Origin of the sequence: Stenotrophomonas sp. GD03794, from assembly GCF_029842145.1 — a bacterium.
Taxonomy (GTDB): Bacteria; Pseudomonadota; Gammaproteobacteria; order Xanthomonadales; family Xanthomonadaceae; genus Stenotrophomonas; species Stenotrophomonas riyadhensis.
Genome location: NZ_JAOCFV010000037.1, coordinates 26,863 through 45,255 on the forward strand (window position 1 = coordinate 26,863; position 18,393 = coordinate 45,255).

Here is an 18,393-nt window from a genome sequence, read left to right on the forward strand (position 1 = left end):
CAGCCCCGCAGCCATGCAGATAGCTACGGATGCAACCAATTGCGCACTGCACCATGGTCGCTGCGATCTGGCATAGTGGTCAGCCCCTGTCCCACTGGCCGTGTCGCCCCATGTCGCCGAAGAAGACCTCGTTCCCGAAGCAGGATATCCGCGTGCTGTTGCTGGAGGGGGTCAGCCAGACCGCCGTGGAGGTATTCAGCGCCGCCGGCTACAGCCAGATCGAAGCGCACACCAAGGCACTGCCCGAGGACGAACTGAAGGCACGCATCGCCGAGGCGCACATCGTCGGCATCCGTTCGCGCACCCAGCTCAGCGCCGAAGTGCTGGCCGAGGCCAAGCGCCTGATCGCGGTGGGCTGCTTCTGCATCGGCACCAACCAGGTCGACCTGGACGCGGCCGAGCTGGCCGGCATCCCGGTGTTCAACGCGCCCTATTCCAACACCCGAAGCGTGGCCGAGCTGGTCATCGCCGAAGCGATCATGCTGACCCGTGGCATCCCTCAGAAGAATGCCGAATGCCATCGCGGCGGCTGGTCGAAGTCGGCCAGCGGCAGCCATGAAGTGCGCGGCAAGACGCTGGGCATCATCGGCTATGGTCACATCGGCACCCAGGTCGGCGTGCTGGCCGAATCGCTGGGCATGCAGGTGATCTTCCACGACGTGGAAACCAAGCTGGCACTGGGCAATGCCCGTGCGGCGGCCAGCCTGGACGACCTGCTGGCGCGCGCCGACATCGTCACCCTGCACGTGCCGGAGACCCCGTCCACGCAGTGGATGATCGGCAGCACCGAGCTGGCGAAGATGCGCAAGGGCGCGCACCTGATCAACGCCGCGCGCGGCACCGTGGTCGACATCGATGCGCTGGACGCGGCCTTGGCCAGCGCCCACGTCGGCGGCGCCGCGCTGGACGTGTTCCCGGTCGAACCGAAGGGCAATGGCGATATCTTCGAATCGCCGCTGACCCGCCACGACAACGTGATCCTGACCCCGCACGTGGGCGGCAGCACGCTGGAGGCGCAGGACAACATCGGCGTGGAAGTGGCGGCCAAGCTGGTGCGCTACAGCGACAACGGCAGCACCCTGTCGGCGGTCAACTTCCCGGAAGTAACCCTGCCCGAGCACGCCGACAGCCTGCGCCTGCTGCACATCCACCAGAACGTGCCGGGCGTGCTGTCCAAGGTCAACGAGATCTTCTCGCGCCACAACGTCAACATCGACGGCCAGTTCCTGCGCACCGACCCGAAGGTGGGCTACGTGGTGATCGACATCACCGCCAGCGAGGAACAGGCCGCCGCCGTGCGCGACGAGCTGGCCGCGATTCCGGGCACGCTGCGCACGCGCATCCTGTATTGACTATTGACGCGGATCCCGCCATGCATTTGTAGAGCCGAGCCCATGCTCGGCTGCGGTTCCGGCCCGCATTGAGCCGAGCATGGGCTCGGCTCTACAGGCTGCTAGCGCGCCAGCCACCGGCGGGCCATGCGCTGCATCGATTCGTCCGATTCCGGGTCGGCCGCGACCTCGGTCACCGGCCGCCAGGCCAGTTCCAGCGACTCCTCGCTGAGCACGAAGGCCTCGCCACCCAGCGCCCGGATCACGAAACGCACGTCGTAGTGCCAGTGCCCCGGTACGTCCTTGCGCTCCGGAATCCAGTGCTTGTCCAGATCGAAGATGGCCGGGTCTTCCAACACCAGGCCGCTCAGTCCCGATTCCTCCTCGGCTTCCTTCAGTGCCACCTGGGCCAGGTCGCGGTCGCCGTCGGCGTGACCGCCCAGCTGCAGCCAGCGCTGCAGCTTGCGGTGATGGGTCAGCAGCAGGCGCTGACCATCGGCACTGACCAGCCAGCAGCTGGCGGTGAAGTGGCCGGCCAGGCGCTCGCGGCGGAACGGATCTTCCGGATCATCCGGATCATCCAACAATGTGCCGAATTCGGCAGCCAGTGCGTCGTGGGCAGGCTCGCGGCGGGCATAGTCCCGCAGCAGGCCACGCAGGCGATCGTCAAGCACGGCAAGGGTTTCGGCGGTCTGGCTCATGAATGGGCGGCGTTTGGAAAAATACTGCTCATTATCGCCGTTCATTGTTGCGATTGCGCTTGTGCGTTGGCTTCAGCTTTGGCTAAGGTACAGCGGGCCGTTCGCGCGGCCTTCACCATTCCAGGGTTGCCGGCAACGTATCGGCGGCCCACCCAATCCGATCACTAGGAAGTACTGCATGCTGAAAGCTCTGTTGAGGGTCAAGCCGGTTGAACCGGCCGGGCACGTCGATGCTGGCGAACCCATCGAAGGCAGCCTGGACGGCGAAGCCACGTTGAAACGGACCCTCACGGCTAAACACCTCATCCTGCTTGGCGTGGGTGCGGTGATCGGCGCTGGTATCTTCGTGCTGACCGGCCAGGCCGCGGCCAACCACGCCGGCCCGGCGGTGATGCTGTCGTTCGTGATCGCCGGCTTCGCCTGCGCCCTGGCGGGCCTGTGCTACGCCGAGTTCGCGGCGATGATGCCGGTCTCCGGCAGCGCCTACTCCTACTCCTACGCCACCCTCGGCGAGGGCATGGCCTGGTTCATCGGCTGGTGCCTGGTGCTGGAATACCTGTTCGCCTCGGCTTCGGTCGCGGTGGGCTGGTCGGCGTACCTGATCAGCTTCATCACCACCACCCTGCACATGCCGTTCCCGGATGCCCTGAGCGCGGCCCCGATTGCCTGGACCGGCAGCGAGTTCATCGCCTCGGGCAAGCTGTTCAACCTGCCGGCAGTGCTGATCGTGGCGGCGGTGTCCGGCCTGCTGTACGTGGGCGTGACCCAGTCGGCCTTCGTCAACGCGATCATCGTGGCGATCAAGGTCACCGTCATCTGCCTGTTCATCGGCATCGGCGCGGCCCACATCGACCCGGCCAACTGGCAGCCGTTCATCCCGGAAAACACCGGTGTGCCGGGTGAGTTCGGCTGGAGCGGCGTGTTCCGTGCGGCCACCATCGTGTTCTTCGCCTACATCGGCTTCGATGCGGTCTCCACCGCCGCCGGCGAAACCAAGGACCCGCAGCGCAACATGCCGATCGGCCTGCTTGGCTCGCTGGCGGTGTGCACCATCGTCTACATCATCGTCTGTGCGGTGCTGACCGGCATGATGCCGTACCACCTGCTGGGCACCGACAAGCCGGTGGCCACCGCGCTGGAACCCTACCCGACCCTGTCGTGGCTGAAGACCCTGGTCGAGATCGGCGCCATCGCCGGCCTGTCCTCGGTGGTGCTGGTGATGATGATGGGCCAGACCCGCATCGCCTACACCATCTCCCGCGACGGCCTGCTGCCGAAATTCTTCGGCAGGGTCCACGCCCGCTTCCGCACCCCGTACGTCGCCACCATCGTGGTCGGCGTGATCGCCGCCGCACTGGCCGGCCTGGTGCCGCTGAACGTGCTGGGCGAACTGGTCTCGATGGGCACCTTGCTGGCCTTCGCCACGGTCTGCATCGGCGTGCTGGTGCTGCGCTATACCAAGCCGGAGATCCACCGCCCGTTCCGCGTGCCGGCGGTGTGGATCATCTGCCCGCTCGGCGCAGCCACCTGCCTGTTCCTGTTCTGGCAGGCGTTCGTGGTGCACTGGCACCTGTTCGTTGGCTGGACGCTGCTCGGCCTCCTGATCTACCTGGGCTACGGCATCCGCAACAGCAAGCTGGCCAAGTCGCCCTGATCCGCCTACGGGCCGGCCTCGCGCCGGCCCGTCCGTTTTCCCCGCGCGCCGCCCGTGGCGCGCTTCGACAAGACCACCACACATGTTCAAGCAACTGTGGGCCACCAAGCACCCGCATGCCGCCCATGAAGACGCCAACGGCCTGAGCCTGCGCCGCCACCTCGGCCCCTGGGGCCTGACCGCCCTCGGCATCGGCGCGGTGATCGGCGGCGGCATCTTCGTCATCACCGGCCAGGCCGCCGCCAACCACGCCGGCCCGGCGATCATGCTGTCGTTCGTGCTGGCCGCCATCTGCTGCGCCTTCTGCGCGCTGGCCTACGCCGAGTTCGCCTCGATGGTGCCGGTCTCCGGCAGCGCCTACACCTACACCTACGCCACCTTCGGCGAGCTTTCGGCCTGGTTCATCGGCTGGATGCTGGTGCTGGAATACGGCGTCTCCGCCTCGGCGGTCGCGGTCAGCTGGACCGGCTATTTCCTCAGCCTGCTCAGCCAGTTCGACATCCATCTACCGGCGGCGCTGGTCAGTGCCCCACTCGATGCACAGCTGCGCCCCACCGGCGCGATCGCCAACCTGCCGGCCGCCGCGCTGGTACTGCTGCTGACCTGGCTGTGCTACGTCGGTATCAGCAAGTCCTCGGCGATGAACATGGCGATGGTCGTGCTGAAGACCGGCCTGATCCTGCTGGTCATCGTGGTCGGCTGGAAGTACGTGGACACCAGCAACTGGACACCGTTCATTCCCGCCAATGAAGGCCCGGGCAAGTACGGCATGGAAGGCGTGCTGCGTGGCGCGGCGATGGTGTTCTTCGCCTACATCGGCTTCGAGGCGGTGTCGGTGGCAGCGCAGGAGTCGAAGAACCCGCAGCGCGACATGCCGTTCGGCATGATGCTGTCGCTGGTGATCTGCACCGTGCTGTACATCGCCATGGCCGCGGTGATGACCGGCCTGGTGCCTTACCAGCTGTTGGGCACCGACGAGCCGGTGGTGACCGCGGTGGCCGCGCATCCGCAGTTGGGCTGGCTGCGCTGGGTGGTCGAGGTCGGCGCGCTGGTCGGCCTGTCTTCGGTGGTGCTGGTGATGATCATCGGCCAGCCGCGCATCTTCATGATCATGGGCCGCGACGGCCTGCTGCCGCCAGTGTTCACCAAGATCCACCCGAAGTACCGCACCCCGCATATCAACACGGTGATCACCGGCATCGGCATCGCGCTGCTGGCGGCGCTGTTCCCTCTGGATATCCTCGGCGAGCTGACCTCGATGGGCACGCTGATCGCGTTTGCGGCAGTGTGCGCGGGCGTGCTGATCCTGCGCCGCACCCAGCCGGACCTGCCGCGTCCGTTCCGCATGCCGATGGCGTGGCTGATCTGCAGCCTGGGCGTGCTGAGTTGCCTTGCTCTGCTGTCGGCAATGACGATGCACAACTGGATGCTGATGGGGGTGTGGACGTTCGTCGGTTTCGTGATCTATTTCTGCTATGGCTTCAAGCACAGCCGCCTGCGGGGTAAGTGAGGTTCTTGCATTGCAGGGCCTGCGGCCCTGCACCCGCCTTTGAAGCCGGAGCAACGGCAACGGCAACAGCTGGGCTGAGGGTTTGGCGGGACGGGTTGGGTGCGCGGGGGACGCCGTGAACCCGTCCCTGGGGGCTTGGCCGCGGCTTGCTCGCGTGCGCTGTCCTGCGCACACGGCAAGACCGGGGTTGGGCCTCCTGCCCAACCCGCCCGAGGCATGCCTCGGGCCCATGCCGCGGACACCCCCGCGCACCCAACCCGCCCCACCTCCGACAGTCTCCTGGCACGTCCAGTAGATCCACGCCATGCGTGGATGAAACGTTCTCATGAACGAATGTTCCGGAATGAATGTTTCTGTAGAGCGGAGCCATGCTCCGCTCCGAGCAAGCACAGCGAAGCGACCCGCTTTTCGCTTTTCCTTCTTCACTCCGTGGCTGGCCGCACGCCGGAACCTGTCAGAGGCGGGGCGGGTGGGCCGTGCAGGGCGTTGGCGCCATGGATGGCGCCATCGAGCTTACAGGGGTGAGGGCGCTTTGCCTGCGAAGCACTGCTTCGCGAGTGACCGAACGCCCAGCCGCCAGCGGCTGGGCCGGGCCCCGGAGGGGGACTTGCAGCGTCCCCTGCACGGCCCACCCGCCCCGCCACCCCCATGAACCGCTTTCCGTGACCAACCAACCACCTCCCAGCCACGAGGGGCTCAGCCGTTGGCCGAATCCAGTAAAATCGGCCGCATGAACGCCCCCACCTTCCCCTACGACACCGCGCGCCTGAGCGAACTGGCCCAGCTGCTGATCGACAACGTCCGCGAACTGGCCCATGCCGGCTGGACCCCGGCCACCAGCAGCAACTTCTCCCACCGCCTGGACGACCGCCACGCCGCGATCACCGTCTCCGGCAAGGACAAGGGCCGCCTGATCGAGGACGACATCATGGTGGTGGACTTCGACGGCCTGGCCGTCGGCCGCCCGCTGCGCCCGTCCGCCGAAACCCTACTGCACACCCAGCTGTACCGCCGCTTCCCGGAAATCGGCTGCGTGCTGCACACCCACTCGCCGGTGCAGACCATTGCCTCGCGCCTGTACGCGCCGCAGGGCCACATCCGCCTGGAAGGCTACGAGCTGCTGAAAGCCTTCGCCGGCAACAGCACCCACGAGATGGCCATCGACGTGCCGGTGTTCGCCAACACCCAGGACATGAACGTGCTTTCGAAACAGGTCGATGACCTGCTCGACCGTCAGAACCTGTGGGGCTACCTGATCGACGGCCACGGCCTGTATGCCTGGGGCCGCGACATGGCCGAAGCGCGCCGGCACATGGAAGCCTTCGAGTTCCTGCTGCATTGCGAGCTGGAGCTGCGCAAGCTGCGCGGCTGAACCCGCATGCAGGTGTAGATGCCGATCCGGAATCTGCGCCCTGCCCCCACCCTGCTACCCTGTCTTCCCCCGAGACGTTCAAGCTGCCGCCATGAGCCGACTGCGCATCTACGACGACACCCGCCCCGAATCGCCGCTTCTGGACACCCAGGACGGCGCGATCATCGCTGCCGAGCTGCAGAAGATCGGCGTCACCTTCGAGCGCTGGCAGGCCACCGCACCGGTCGCACCGGGCGCCAGCCAGGATGAAGTGTTCGCCGCTTACCGCGCCGACATCGACCGCCTGGTTGCCGAGCGCGGCTTCAAGAGCGTGGACGTGGCCTCGATCGCCCCGGACAACCCGAACCGCGCCGAGCTGCGCAGGAAGTTCCTCGACGAACACTTCCACAAGGAAGACGAGGTGCGCTTCTTCGTGGCAGGCTCCGGCCTGTTCACCCTGCACGTGGGTGACAAGGTCTATGAGATCGAGTGCGTGAAGGACGACCTGATCGCCGTGCCCGACGGCACCACCCACTGGTTCGACATGGGCGATGAGCCCAGCTTCGTGGCGATCCGCTTCTTCACCGAGCCGGACGGCTGGGTCGGGCACTTCACCGGCACCGACATCGCGCAGAAATTCCCCCGTTACGTACCTACCCAGGCATCCTGATCCATGCAGCCCCGCGTCATCCTGACCGATATCGAAGGCACCACCAGCAGCATCTCGTTCGTCAAGAACGTGCTGTTCCCCTATGCCCGCAAGGCGCTGCCCGCGTTCGTCGCCGAGCACGGCCAGCAGCCGGAAGTCCGCCGTTGGCTGGATGCGGTGGCCACCGAGATCGGCGGCGCCTGCCAGGACAGCCTGGTGGCCGAGACGCTGCAGGGCTGGATCGACCAGGACCGCAAGCACACCGCGCTGAAGGCGCTGCAGGGCCTGATCTGGGACGAAGGCTACCGCCGCGGCGACTACACCGCGCACTTCTACCCGGAAGTGGCGCCGGTGCTGAAGGGCTGGCACGCCTCCGGCCTGCCGCTGTACGTGTACTCCTCCGGCTCGGTGCCGGCGCAGAAGCTGTTCTTCGGCTTCAGCGATGCTGGTGACCTCAGCCCGCTGGTGTCGGGCTGGTTCGACACCGAGATTGGCGGCAAGCGTGAGGCCGACAGCTACCGCCGCATCGTGCAGGCCATTGGCGTGCCGGCCGGCGAGATCCTGTTCCTGTCGGATGTGGTGGAAGAACTGGATGCTGCCCGCGAAGCCGGCCTGCAGACCCGGCTGATTGATCGACTGGATGACTACCCGCTGCCGCGCACCGGCCAGGCCGCCAACGGCCACGAACGGGTCGAGAATTTCCAGCAGATCCAGTTGTAAACGCCGCCTGCCGATGGGCTCTGCGGCATCGGCTACCGGGTACCGCTCTTGGTAGACGCCAACCTTGGTTGGCATACGACCGATGTGTCAACCAAGGTTGACACCTACCAGGGCATGGTTCACCTGCCCTCAACGATCGTTGAGGGTCTTCACCTTCAGTGCTTCGCGCAGGGCGGCCAGATCCACTGGGCCACGCACTGCGATGTCGCGGGTTTCACCCGGCAGCAGATCCAGCAGATTGTCTTCCACCTGCACGTCCAATGCACCGAAGTCGATCCACGCCGAACGCACGCAGGCCGCGCTTTCCAATCGCAGACGGTAGTGGTCGCCTTCAATGGACAGGCTGGCCTTGAGCTTCTGCCGCGGCAGGATCTGATCCTTGGCTTCGACGAATCCGACCACCTGCCGCGCGATCACCGACTTGTCCTGCAGCAGCTCGAACACTGCCACCGTGCGCTTCGGATCGGCACCGGCCAGGAGTTCGGCATCGCGGAAATCACCGATCGAGGTGACACCCGCCGCCGTCAACGTCACCGCGTTCTCGCGACGACGCAGCACCTTGCCGTCTACATCCATCACCCGCAACCGCCAGCGTGCATCCAGCGCGGCACCGTCGTTGATCAGGCGCACCCGCGTACTGCCCTCGTCGCGCAACGCCGCCACCGCCACCGGCGCGAAGAAACGCCGCGCGGCGAAGTGCAGCGCCTTCCAGCGACCGAAGTAGTCCACGCTGGACCATGAAGCACCTGGCCAGACGTCGTTGAGCTGCCAGTACAGCGAGCCCATCGTGTACGGCCGCGAGGCGCGATGATGCAGCGCCGCCAGTGCGATGCCATCGGCCTGCATCACCTGGCTGAGGTAGACGAAGTCCTCGAAGTCCTTCGGCGTGCCGTAGCCCAGTTCGATGTAGTGCAGCAGGCGGCTGTTGCCCTCGCCGGCCATGAACTTCTGGTGCGCGCGGATCACCGGGCTGTCGATGCGCTGCTCGGCGCGGGTGGCGATCTGGTCCACCGTCGCCACCGACGGCCACGCCTGCAGCCCGTACTCGGACATGAAGCGTGGGGTCTCGCGCAGGTAGGCCTGCACCGGCAGTGCCGGATTGCCCCAGACCTGCCAGTAGTGCTTGTCGCCACGGGCGGAATCGTTGGCCTTCTCGTCCAGATCATTGCTCGGCGAGCTGGACCAGTACGGCACGCCCAACCCCTCCTCACCCACCACCTGGCGCAGATCGTTGCCGAACAGGTCGACATAGCCCTGCCACACCTTCGCTGCAAACGCCGGGTCGGCCGCCTTCAGGTCGCGGCCGTGGCCCCAGTCCTTCCAGGCGGTTTCTTCCTCGTTGTTGCCACACCACAGCACGATGCTGGGGTGATGGCGCAGCCGGCGCACGTTGTCGCGCGCCTCGGCCACCACGCTGGCACGGAAGGCCGGATCGTAGCCCGGCTGCATGCCACCACCGAACATGAAGTCCTGCCAGACCAGCAGGCCCAGCTCATCGGCAATGTCGAAGAACGCATCGTCCTCGTAGTAGCCACCGCCCCAGTTGCGCAGCATGTTCATGTTGGCATCGCGCGCGGCGGTCAGCACCTGGCGCAGGCGTGCGGCATCGACGCGTGCGGGGAAGGCGTCGAACGGAATGACGTTGGCGCCCTTGGCGAAGATCGGCACGCCGTTGATGACGAAGGCGAAGCCCTGCCCGCCCTTGCCGTCCTCCTCGCGGCGCAGCTCAACCGTGCGCAGGCCGATGCGCTGCTCGCGCACCAGCGTTGCATCGGCGCCACCATCCAGGCGAGCCTGCACGGTATAGCGATCCTGAGCACCATGGCCCACCGGCCACCAGCGCCGCGGCGTGGCCAGCTCAACCGGCAGCTCAACCGTATTCTGGCCTGGCTTCAGCAACACCGTGCGTTGCACCTGGGTCACGTTGCGGCCTTCCGGATCCTGCACATCCACAGTGACCATCGCAGAACCGGCAGCGCTGCCCTGCTCCACCTGCAGCAACACCGCCAGCTTCGCCTGCTCCGCGCTCAATGCATCGGTACGCACGGCAAGATCGGCCAGGCGGTGCGCGTCCCAGGCCTGCAGGTCGACCCCGCGCCAGACCCCGGCGGTGACATAGCGCGGGCCCCAGTCCCAGCCGAAGTGGTAGGCCGGCTTGCGCGCGAAATTGCCGACCATCGCGTCCTTCGGTTCATCGCCATAGGGCGACGGGTAATTGCCGGCGATCTTGTGCGGCATCGCCTGCACGCCCGGCAGCAGGGTCCGGATCGGTGAGCGGAACACGATCTGCAGTTCATTGCCGCTCGCGCGCAGGCGCCCGTCCACACGTGCACGCCACGTGCGGTGCGCGTTGTCCGCGCGCAGCAGCGGCTTGCCGTTGAGGCTGACCTCGGCGTAGGTATCCAGCCCGTCAAAGCGCAGCTCGGCATTCGGCTTGGCCAGCGTCGTGGCGTCCACGTCGAAACGGGCACGGTATTCCCAGTCAGCCAGGCCGATCCACTGCAGCTCGGCCTCGGGTGCACCGACATAGGGATCACGGATCAATCCGTGAGCGAGCAGGTCGGTGTGCACGCTACCCGGCGCCTTCGCCGCACGCCATTGCTGAAGACCCGGATGCGCAGCACCCTGCGCGTCACCGGGCAGCATGCGGAACTGCCACTGTGCCTGCAGTGGAGCCGCAGTTGCCGGGAAGGCGGAGGCTGCGATCAGCAGCAGGAGCAGACGGACAACGAGGGAAAGGCGATGCACGTGATACTCCTGTTTTTCCGCCGGGCGAGGCCCGGCGCTACCGATTCCGGCTCATCATGCGTACGGCGACACGCGCCTCAACGCACCACGTTCAACACTTCGTAGCACGCGCCCATGGTGTGGTAATCCACCTTGCCAGCCGGGCTCTTCTCGTCGCTGTACTTGCGATTGTCGGCATCGAGAATGCGGAACCATGCACCGTACTGGTGGTCGACGAAGTGCTCCCACGAGTAGGCCCAGATGCGTTCGTACCACTGCCAGTAGCGGTCGTCGCCGGTGCGCTTGGCCATCAGTGCGGCGGTGGCCAGCGTTTCGGCCTGCACCCAGAAATACTTGTCGTCGTCGCAGACGAAGCTGTCGCCGCCGATCGGGGCGCCGTCCATGCCGGGCTGCCGGCGCGATTCCGGTGCGAAGCCGTAGTACAGGCCGCCTCGCGCGTCGTCCCAGCTGCGCGCCACGGCCACGTCGAACAGGTGCTGCGCGGTCGGCACCAGCCAGTCGGCCTGCACATGGCGATCGAGGATCAGCAGCAGCTTGGCCCACTCGGTCTGGTGGCCGGGCTGGAAGCCCCATGGGCGGAACAGGTGCTTGGGGTCGTCCAGGTTGTAGTCCCAGTCGATTTCCCAGTTCACATCGTAATGTTCCCAGACTAGGCCACCGGCCTTGGCGGCCTGGCGGCGGGTCATGTTGTCGGCCAGCTGCAGCGCGCGCTCGACATAGCGCTGCTCGCCACTGGCCTCGAACGCGGCCAGCATCGCTTCGCACATGTGCATGTTGGCATTCTGGCCGCGGTAGCCGGTGAAGTTCCACTGGCCATCGGCTTCGTCTTTATACAGGCCATGCTGCGGATCCCAGAAGCGTGCTTCCAGCAGCTGCCAGGTCTCGTCCATCCAGTCGCGGGCCTGCTCGATGCCGGCCTTCAGTGCGCAGCTGTAGGCCAGCAGCACGAAGGCCACGCCGTAGCAGTGGTTCATGTCGTCCTCGACCTTGCCGTCGCGCAGGGTCCAGGCATAGCCGCCGGTGGCCGGGTTGCGGTGCACCTCGCGCAGGTAACGCACGCCGTGCTCGACAGCCTCCCGGTATTCGGCATTGCCGAACTCGCGGTAGGCCATCGCATAGTTGAAGACGAAACGGGTGCTGCTCACCAGATGGCGGTGGCTGGCATCGTAGATGCTGCCGTCATCGCGGAAGTAATGGAAGAAGCCGCCGTCCGGATCGATGCAGCGCGGATGGTAGAACGCCATCGTGTCGGCGATATGCGCGCGCAGGAACGCGGGCGAACGGAAATCGGGCGAGGTGCTCATGCGGTAATGTCCTGGGCCTGCAGCAGCTGCTGCACTTCATCGAGCGAGGGCATCGCGGCGAACGCGCCCTTGCGGGTAACAGCCAGCGCACCCACGGCGGCGCCGAAGCGCAGCGTGGCGGTGATCGCCTCCGGGTCCTGGCAGAACGCGGCGAAACCAGCACCCGCCCCACCCCGCTCCAGCAGGCCCACCAGCACGCCACCGACGAAGGCATCGCCGGCGGCCGTGGTATCGACCGTGGCCACGCGGAAGCTGGTGACCGTGCCGTGGTTGTCGCGGGTGTACCAATGCAGTGTGGCCGCGCCATCGGTGACGATCACCCAGCGCGCCTGCGCGGCCAGCAGGCGCCGCAGCACCGCCGCCTCGCCATCGGCACCCAGCGGCGCGGCCAGGTAGTCCAGTTCCTCGCGCGACAGCTTGACCAGATCGGCGCGCTCCAGCGCCTGCCACAGGCGCGGCGTCGGGTCCTCGTTCGCCGGCCACAGGGCAGGACGCAGATTGAGGTCGAGGCTGACCACCGCACCGGCCGCGCGGGCGCGATCCATGCCGGCAAAGGTCGCCTCGGCGATGGCCGGCTCGGTCAGGCTGTTGGAGCACACGTGGAAGCACTGCGCACTGTCGAGGCACGCAGCCTGGAAGTCGCTGTCACGGAACAGCAGATCGGCCGCCGGCGGGCGGTAGAAACTGAAACTGCGCTCGCCGCTGGCATCCAGCGCGACGAAGGCCAGCGCGGTCTTGGCCGCGTCGGTGCGCACGATGTAATCCGTGCCCACGCCGTGCTCGACCAGGCTGTCGGCGAGGAAGTCACCGAACATGTCCCGGCCCAGCATGCCGACGAACTGGGTCTTCGCACCCAGCCGCGCTGCCGCTACGGCGACGTTCGCCGGCGCACCGCCGGCGTACTGCAGGAACGCGCGCGGCGTGTCGGCCGAGGCCGGCGGCTGCGCTAGTAGATCGATCAAAATTTCGCCGAAGCAGACAATGGCACCCATTTCCGACTCAGCCTCCCTGCGTTGCGGAAGCCGGCGGGCGCGAACCCACCAGACCGTAGAAGATGATGTAGACGTAGCAGACCACCGGCAGCACGAAGCTGAGGTGCAGACCGATGCGGTCGGCCAGCATGCCCTGCAGCAGCGGGATGATCGCGCCGCCGACAATGGCCATGATCAACAGGCTGGACGCCTTGTTGGTCAGCGGGCCCAGGCGTTCGATGGCCAGCGAGAAGATGGTCGGGAACATGATGGAATTGAACAGACCGGTCGCGACGATGCCGTACAGCGCGACCTTGCCACCCGACGCCAGCGTGACGCCCAGCAGCACCACATTGGCCACTGCGAATCCGGCCAGCAGGCCGCGCGGCGAGTACTTGGCCAGCAGCCACGCACCTGCAAAGCGACCAACCATGGCGCAGCCCCAGTAGGCCGACACATAGTGCGTGGCCTGCTGTTCAGTCATGCCGCCGATCTCCGGCAGTGCCAGGTAGTTCACCATCAGGCTGCCGATGGACACCTCAGCACCGACGTAGAAGAAAATAGCCAGCACGCCGAAAAGTACGTGCGGATGCTTGAGTGCATCCAGCAGCGTGTGGTGGCCGCTGTCGGCCTGCTCGGTGGTCTCGGTCAGGCTGGGCAGGCGGAACAGGTAGACGAACACTGCCAGCAGCACCAGTGCGATGGCCAGGCCCACGTACGGGCCCTGCACCGACTGCGCTTCGGCGGTACGGTAGGCAATCTGTTCGGCCACGGGCAGCGCGTTGATCTCGTCGCCGCTCTTCACTGCGGTGCTCAGAATCAGGAAACCACCAAACAGCGGCGCCAGCGTGGTACCCAACGAGTTGAGTGCCTGCGCCAGGGTCAGACGGCTCGATGCGGTCTGTTCCGGGCCCAGCAGCGCAACGTAGGGATTGGCTGCCACCTGCAGCACGGTAATGCCGGTAGCAAGTACGAACAGCGAACCAAGGAACGCTTCATAGGTGCGCAATGCGGCCGACGGCCAGAAGCCCAGCGCGCCTACGCCGGCGATCAGCAGGCCGGCGATGATGCCCTTCTTGTAGCCCAGGTGGGCCACCAGCCGACCGGCCGGCACCGACATCAGGAAGTACGCGCCGAAGAAGGTGAACTGCACCAGCATCGCGCGGGTGTAATTCAGTTCGAACACCGCCTTCAGGTGCGGAATCAGCACGTCGTTGAGGCTGGTCAGGAAGCCCCACATGAAGAATATGGTGGTGGCAACCGCCAGAGCAGCACGGACATTCATGACCGGCGCCTGGCTGCTGGAGGTACCCGATGGACGGGGCGTTGCGGAGATCGGCATGCGGTACGCGCCTCGATGCGCGGAAGGTCGTTGTTGCGTGGAAGGGGTATATGGAAGGAATCAGTTCGGTCGTGCGGCACTGCTTTCGCGGATGCGCAGCTGTACCGGCGCGACCGTGCGCCGTGGCGGCGCATCCGGTTCGTCCAGTCGTTGCAGCAGCAGCGCGGCAGCTTGCCGGCCCCGCTCGCGCGGGTCAGCGGTGAGCGTGGTCAGCGGCGGCACCGCGACCGACGCCTCGGAAATATCATCGAAACCGGTAACGGCGAAGTCGCCACCCGGGCGGATGCCACGCGAATTCAAGCCCAGCATCAGGCCCAGCGCGACGGTGTCGTTGTAGCAGACCGCTGCACTCGGCCGATGGCCATCGGCAAACAGCTCATCGGTGCGCGCTGCGGCCTCCAGGCGGTTCGGTGCCGACTCGATCATCCAGCCCGGCGGCAGCGACAGACCGGCCTCGGCCAGCGCCTGCTGGAAACCGGCACGGCGCTGGTGGCACGAGCTCGATGCAGCGTGGCCGCCGAAGAAGGCGATCTGGCGATGGCCGCGCTCAATCAGGTGGCGCGTGGCCAGATAGGCGCCGTGCTGGTTGTCCAGGGTCAGGAAGTCCCAATCGGCCCCTTCCAGTTCGCGGTTGAACAGCAGCACGTTGGCATTGGCGCCCAGCGCCTGCCGCAGCAGCGCGGTATCGCTGCCCTCGGCCGGCGACAGGATCAGGCCGGCCGGGGTGTGTTCCATCAGTGTCGAAAGCACCGCCTGCTGCCGCTCCGGCGATTCACCGGTACTGCCGAGCAGGGTCACGTAACCGCGTCCGCCCAGCGCCTCATCCACGCCGGACGCGAATTCGGCGAAGAACGGGTTGGACAGATCGTTGATCACCAGCGCGATGCTCGACGAGGTCCGCCGGCGCAGGTTGGCCGCCGCGCGGTTGTAGACATAGCGCTGGCGACGCAGCTCGGCCTCGACCTTGGCGCGGGTATCGACGTTGACCAGCGGGCTGCCGCGCAGCACCAGCGACACGGTTGCCCGTGACACGCCGATGGCACGCGCGATGTCGGTCACCGTCACCGCCTTGCCGGCGCGCTTGCTGGGACTGCTGCCGTTGTCGTTCATCGTCTTCCCGGACTCCGCTGGATGCTCAAGCCTAATGGATCAGGGCCCTGTCGTGCCGTGCCGTTCGCTGGGTCACCGCGAACGGCACAGTCCGGCTCAGCGCAGCTGGCTGCCCGGTGCCGCGCACCAGGACACCGGCAGGTCCTTCACCGCCGTACCCCAACCCTGCTCCGGCACCTTCGCGTCGAGCGCGAACTGCAGGCGCGGGCCCTGCTGCAGCTGGTTCCAGTCCAGCCACACCGGCGCATGCACCTGGCCATCGACCTTCACGCCCTGCACGTACTGCAGGCGGCGGCCATCGGCACCCGGCGCGTCGATGCGCAGGGTGCGGCCATTGCCCACGTCCACTTCCACCTTGCTGAAACGCGGGGTGTGCAGCAGGAACTGGCCGCTGCCCGGCACCGCCGGATACACGCCGATGGCACTGAACAGGTACCAGGCCGACATCGTGCCGAGGTCATCATTGCCGGTCACGCCATTCGGGGCATTGGTGAACAACTGCTGCGCGGCACGCACCACGGCGGCGGTCTTCCACGGCTGGCCGATCAGCGTGTACAGCCACGGCGAGTGCAGGTCCGGCTCGTTGTTCGGGTTGTAGCGGAACTGGTTGTAGTAGCTGTACGGCCCGACCACCCACTCCTTGCGGGCGGCATTGAGCGGGTCGGCCTGCAGCGCGTCCATCGCGAAGAACGCATCGAGGCGGCGGCCGGCCTGTTCGCGGCCATCCATCGCTTCGACCAGGCCCGGCACGTCCTGCTGCGCCAGCCACTGGTACTGCCACGCCGTACCCTCATGGAAACCATGGTGCGAGCGCGGGCTGTAATGGCCATCGGCCGGCGTGTACCACTGGCCGTCCTCGGTACGCGGGCGCGGGAACCCGGTGAAGCCGGTTTCGGCGTCGCGCACCTGCGGGTCCCACACCTTGCGCCAGTTGCGGCCGCGCTCACGCAGCGTCGCCGCGTCCTGGGCGTGGCCCAGGCCATCGGCCATCTGCGAGAGCGCACAGTCGGCCAGCGCATACTCCAGCGTGGCCGAACCGCCGTGATGCGGATCGACGTCCATGCCCTTGGACGGGAACGCGCGGTCGTAGACCACATAGCCCTTGTCCAGGTAGGTCGGGTTGCCGGAACGGCCGGCCATCCGCGAGTTCAGCGGCGGCGTGCCGAACGCATTGCGGCGCAGCGCATCCCACGCCTGCGATTCACGGCCCTTGAGCGCACCGAAGCGCCACAGGTCGACCATGAACGGCGTGACCGGATCACCGGTCATGATGTTGGTCTCGAAGTTGGCATAACCCCAGCGCGGCAGCCAGCCACCCTGTTCGTCGATCGCCAGCAGGGTGCGGCCGATGTCGCGTGCCACGTCCGGACGGGTCAGTGCCAACCACTGGTTCTGCGCACGATAGGTATCCCACAGCGAGAAGTACTCGTAATACGTCCAGCCATCGGCGCGATGGATACCATCGTCATAGCCGCGGTAGCGGCCGTCGGCATCGTTGCCGGTCATCGGCTGCAGCAGCGCGTGGTAAACCGCGCTGTAGAACACGGTGCGGTCATCAGCACTGCCACCCTGCACGCGCACCCGGCCCAGCTGCTCGCGCCAGGACTGCTGCGACAACGCGCGCATGCGGTCGAAACCGAGCAGCGCCCCACCCTGCATGCCGTCAGCGCGCAGGTTGGTGCGCGCACCTTCGGCATCCACATGCGAGATCGCGCTGACCGCCGTCACCGACTGGCCCTTGGCCAGGTCGAAGCTGAGCCAGGCACCATTCGGCTTCTGCTCGCCTTCCATGCTGTGGCGCGCGCCGGGCAGGCCACCGCCCTCACCCCAGGTGCCATGCGCCTTGAACGGGCGGTCGAACTCGATGCGGAACCAGGTGGTGTACTGATGGCCGCCGCAGAAACTCTTGGTGACCAGCTTGCCTTCCACCACGCGGTCGCCGACCACATCAACCACGCTGCCGATCACCGAGTGGCGTTCGTTGGCCTGGCCGACATTGACCAGCACGTGGCCATCGCCACTGCGCTGGCTGAAGGTGTAGCGCTCGGCCGCAGCACGGGTACGCGCGGTGGTCTCGGCGTCGATGCCGCCATAGCTGGTCAGGCGCACTTTGTAGTAGCCGGCCTGGCCAACCTCGCCGTCGTGGGTGTAGGACGCGGCGTAGGCCTTGTGGTCGAACTGTTTGGCGTTGCCGGTGTCGAAATCGCCGCCCGGACCGATCGACCCGGTGACCGGCAGCACCGACACCTGGCCACCCTGTTCCCAGCAGCCGGCGCCGGAGATGAACGAGTGGCCGAAGCCGCGGATCTTCTCGTCGTCGTAGCGCCAGCCCGAATAGTGGCTGCCGATCGGGCTGACCTGGATCAGGCCGAACGGTGCCGACGCGCCCGGGAACGTATTGCCGTCGTCCTTGCTGCCGATGAAGGTGTTGACCTCGCGCTCCAGCGCAGCCGGCGCGGCCTGCAGCAGCACCGGCACTGACGACAGTGCGAGCAGGCAGGCCAGGCGCAGCAGCGGGCGCGAGGACACTGGGACGGCGGGAGCGGACGGCACTGGACGCATGTCGGGTTCCTGTAGTCGATGACGCGGAGGCAGGCGGCCGGGGCCATCCGGCACCGTTCCGCTGAGCCCCGCCTCGACTGGCACAGAGCTCCCCCTGGAATGACGCCCGACCCACCAGACCGCGAATTTAGATCGATTCAAGTAGAGCATGCAGGTTCAGCCGAATGCATTCTGCGGCGCAGCATGAGAGGGGGTGTTCGGCAGGGCTGCGCCCTGCACCTGCCGAAGCCGAAGCCGAAGCCGAAGCCGGAGCCGAAACAACAGCAAAAGCCGGCTGTCCGTGGGATGGCGGGGTGGGTCCGGTTGCGGGGGACGCCGTAAATACGTCCATGTAGGCTCGGTCGCCGCATCCATGCGGCTCACGCCCCCGCAACCGGACCCACCCCGCCTTCGACAGATCTCCGCGATCTGCGGTAGATCCACGCCATGCGTCGATCAAT

At 66.6% G+C, this 18,393-nt stretch carries 13 protein-coding genes; 6 read left to right on the forward strand and 7 right to left on the reverse strand.

The features are described from left to right. Positions 1-110 precede the first annotated feature (110 nt). Entirely contained in the window at positions 111-1,352 is a 1,242-nt protein-coding gene (gene serA / locus N5D91_RS17230; RefSeq protein WP_153854909.1) for a phosphoglycerate dehydrogenase, read from the forward strand. Positions 1,353-1,453: 101 nt separating this feature from the next. Here serA and N5D91_RS17235 read toward each other — a convergent pair whose 3' ends face one another. Further along, complete coding sequence (locus tag N5D91_RS17235; protein ID WP_180855120.1) at positions 1,454-2,077, reverse strand: NUDIX hydrolase; 624 nt, start codon at positions 2,075-2,077, stop codon at positions 1,454-1,456. Positions 2,078-2,210: 133 nt separating this feature from the next. Here N5D91_RS17235 and N5D91_RS17240 point away from each other — a divergent pair, with 133 nt between their 5' ends. The 5 genes from N5D91_RS17240 (at position 2,211) to mtnC (ending at position 7,916) form a co-directional block, all read left to right on the forward strand. Further along, entirely contained in the window at positions 2,211-3,686 is a 1,476-nt protein-coding gene (locus tag N5D91_RS17240) for an amino acid permease (protein ID WP_110712147.1), read from the forward strand. Positions 3,687-3,768: 82 nt separating this feature from the next. Further along, positions 3,769-5,196, forward strand: coding sequence for an amino acid permease (locus N5D91_RS17245; protein ID WP_153854910.1), 1,428 nt, complete (start codon positions 3,769-3,771; stop codon positions 5,194-5,196). Positions 5,197-5,926: 730 nt separating this feature from the next. Then, a complete protein-coding gene (locus tag N5D91_RS17250; protein ID WP_153854911.1) occupies positions 5,927-6,568 on the forward strand; it encodes a methylthioribulose 1-phosphate dehydratase in 642 nt (213 codons plus the stop codon). Between the two features lie 91 nt (positions 6,569-6,659). After that, entirely contained in the window at positions 6,660-7,217 is a 558-nt protein-coding gene (locus tag N5D91_RS17255; protein WP_153854912.1) for an acireductone dioxygenase, read from the forward strand. A 3-nt stretch (positions 7,218-7,220) separates the two neighbouring features. Further along, a complete protein-coding gene (mtnC, locus tag N5D91_RS17260) occupies positions 7,221-7,916 on the forward strand; it encodes an acireductone synthase (RefSeq protein ID WP_019336325.1) in 696 nt (231 codons plus the stop codon). 129 nt (positions 7,917-8,045) lie between these two features. Here the strand turns inward: mtnC and N5D91_RS17265 are convergent, their stop codons facing one another. The 6 genes from N5D91_RS17265 to N5D91_RS17290 form a co-directional block, all read right to left on the reverse strand. Further along, positions 8,046-10,664, reverse strand: a complete 2,619-nt coding sequence (locus N5D91_RS17265; RefSeq protein WP_180855118.1) for a glycoside hydrolase family 2 protein — start codon at positions 10,662-10,664, stop codon at positions 8,046-8,048. Positions 10,665-10,741: 77 nt separating this feature from the next. Continuing rightward, entirely contained in the window at positions 10,742-11,968 is a 1,227-nt protein-coding gene (locus N5D91_RS17270; RefSeq protein ID WP_180855116.1) for an AGE family epimerase/isomerase, read from the reverse strand. Then, the gene (locus N5D91_RS17275) at positions 11,965-12,960 is read right to left on the reverse strand and encodes a carbohydrate kinase (protein WP_180855115.1); all 996 of its coding nucleotides are present in this window, start codon (positions 12,958-12,960) and stop codon (positions 11,965-11,967) included. The genes N5D91_RS17270 and N5D91_RS17275 overlap by 4 nt, the downstream gene beginning before the upstream one ends. 7 nt (positions 12,961-12,967) lie before the next feature. Further along, on the reverse strand, positions 12,968-14,281 hold the full coding sequence (gene fucP / locus N5D91_RS17280) for an L-fucose:H+ symporter permease (protein WP_049398498.1): 1,314 nt from the start codon (positions 14,279-14,281) through the stop codon (positions 12,968-12,970). A 60-nt stretch (positions 14,282-14,341) separates the two neighbouring features. Then, complete coding sequence (locus tag N5D91_RS17285) at positions 14,342-15,391, reverse strand: LacI family DNA-binding transcriptional regulator (RefSeq protein ID WP_014037023.1); 1,050 nt, start codon at positions 15,389-15,391, stop codon at positions 14,342-14,344. 96 nt (positions 15,392-15,487) lie between these two features. Then, complete coding sequence (locus tag N5D91_RS17290; protein ID WP_180855113.1) at positions 15,488-17,953, reverse strand: GH92 family glycosyl hydrolase; 2,466 nt, start codon at positions 17,951-17,953, stop codon at positions 15,488-15,490. Between the last annotated feature and the right edge of the window lie 440 nt (positions 17,954-18,393).

Bases quoted from the DNA above. Each gene is read 5' to 3' on its own strand.
- N5D91_RS17250 (WP_153854911.1), top strand. From the start codon at position 5,927: ATGAACGCCCCCACCTTCCCCTACGACACCGCGCGCCTGAGCGAACTG.
- fucP (WP_049398498.1), bottom strand. From the start codon at position 14,281: ATGCCGATCTCCGCAACGCCCCGTCCATCGGGTACCTCCAGCAGCCAG.
- mtnC (WP_019336325.1), top strand. From the start codon at position 7,221: ATGCAGCCCCGCGTCATCCTGACCGATATCGAAGGCACCACCAGCAGC.
- N5D91_RS17270 (WP_180855116.1), bottom strand. From the start codon at position 11,968: ATGAGCACCTCGCCCGATTTCCGTTCGCCCGCGTTCCTGCGCGCGCAT.
- serA (WP_153854909.1), top strand. From the start codon at position 111: ATGTCGCCGAAGAAGACCTCGTTCCCGAAGCAGGATATCCGCGTGCTG.
- N5D91_RS17240 (WP_110712147.1), top strand. From the start codon at position 2,211: ATGCTGAAAGCTCTGTTGAGGGTCAAGCCGGTTGAACCGGCCGGGCAC.
- N5D91_RS17275 (WP_180855115.1), bottom strand. From the start codon at position 12,960: ATGGGTGCCATTGTCTGCTTCGGCGAAATTTTGATCGATCTACTAGCG.
- N5D91_RS17285 (WP_014037023.1), bottom strand. From the start codon at position 15,391: ATGAACGACAACGGCAGCAGTCCCAGCAAGCGCGCCGGCAAGGCGGTG.
- N5D91_RS17290 (WP_180855113.1), bottom strand. From the start codon at position 17,953: ATGCGTCCAGTGCCGTCCGCTCCCGCCGTCCCAGTGTCCTCGCGCCCG.
- N5D91_RS17255 (WP_153854912.1), top strand. From the start codon at position 6,660: ATGAGCCGACTGCGCATCTACGACGACACCCGCCCCGAATCGCCGCTT.
- N5D91_RS17235 (WP_180855120.1), bottom strand. From the start codon at position 2,077: ATGAACGGCGATAATGAGCAGTATTTTTCCAAACGCCGCCCATTCATG.
- N5D91_RS17245 (WP_153854910.1), top strand. From the start codon at position 3,769: ATGTTCAAGCAACTGTGGGCCACCAAGCACCCGCATGCCGCCCATGAA.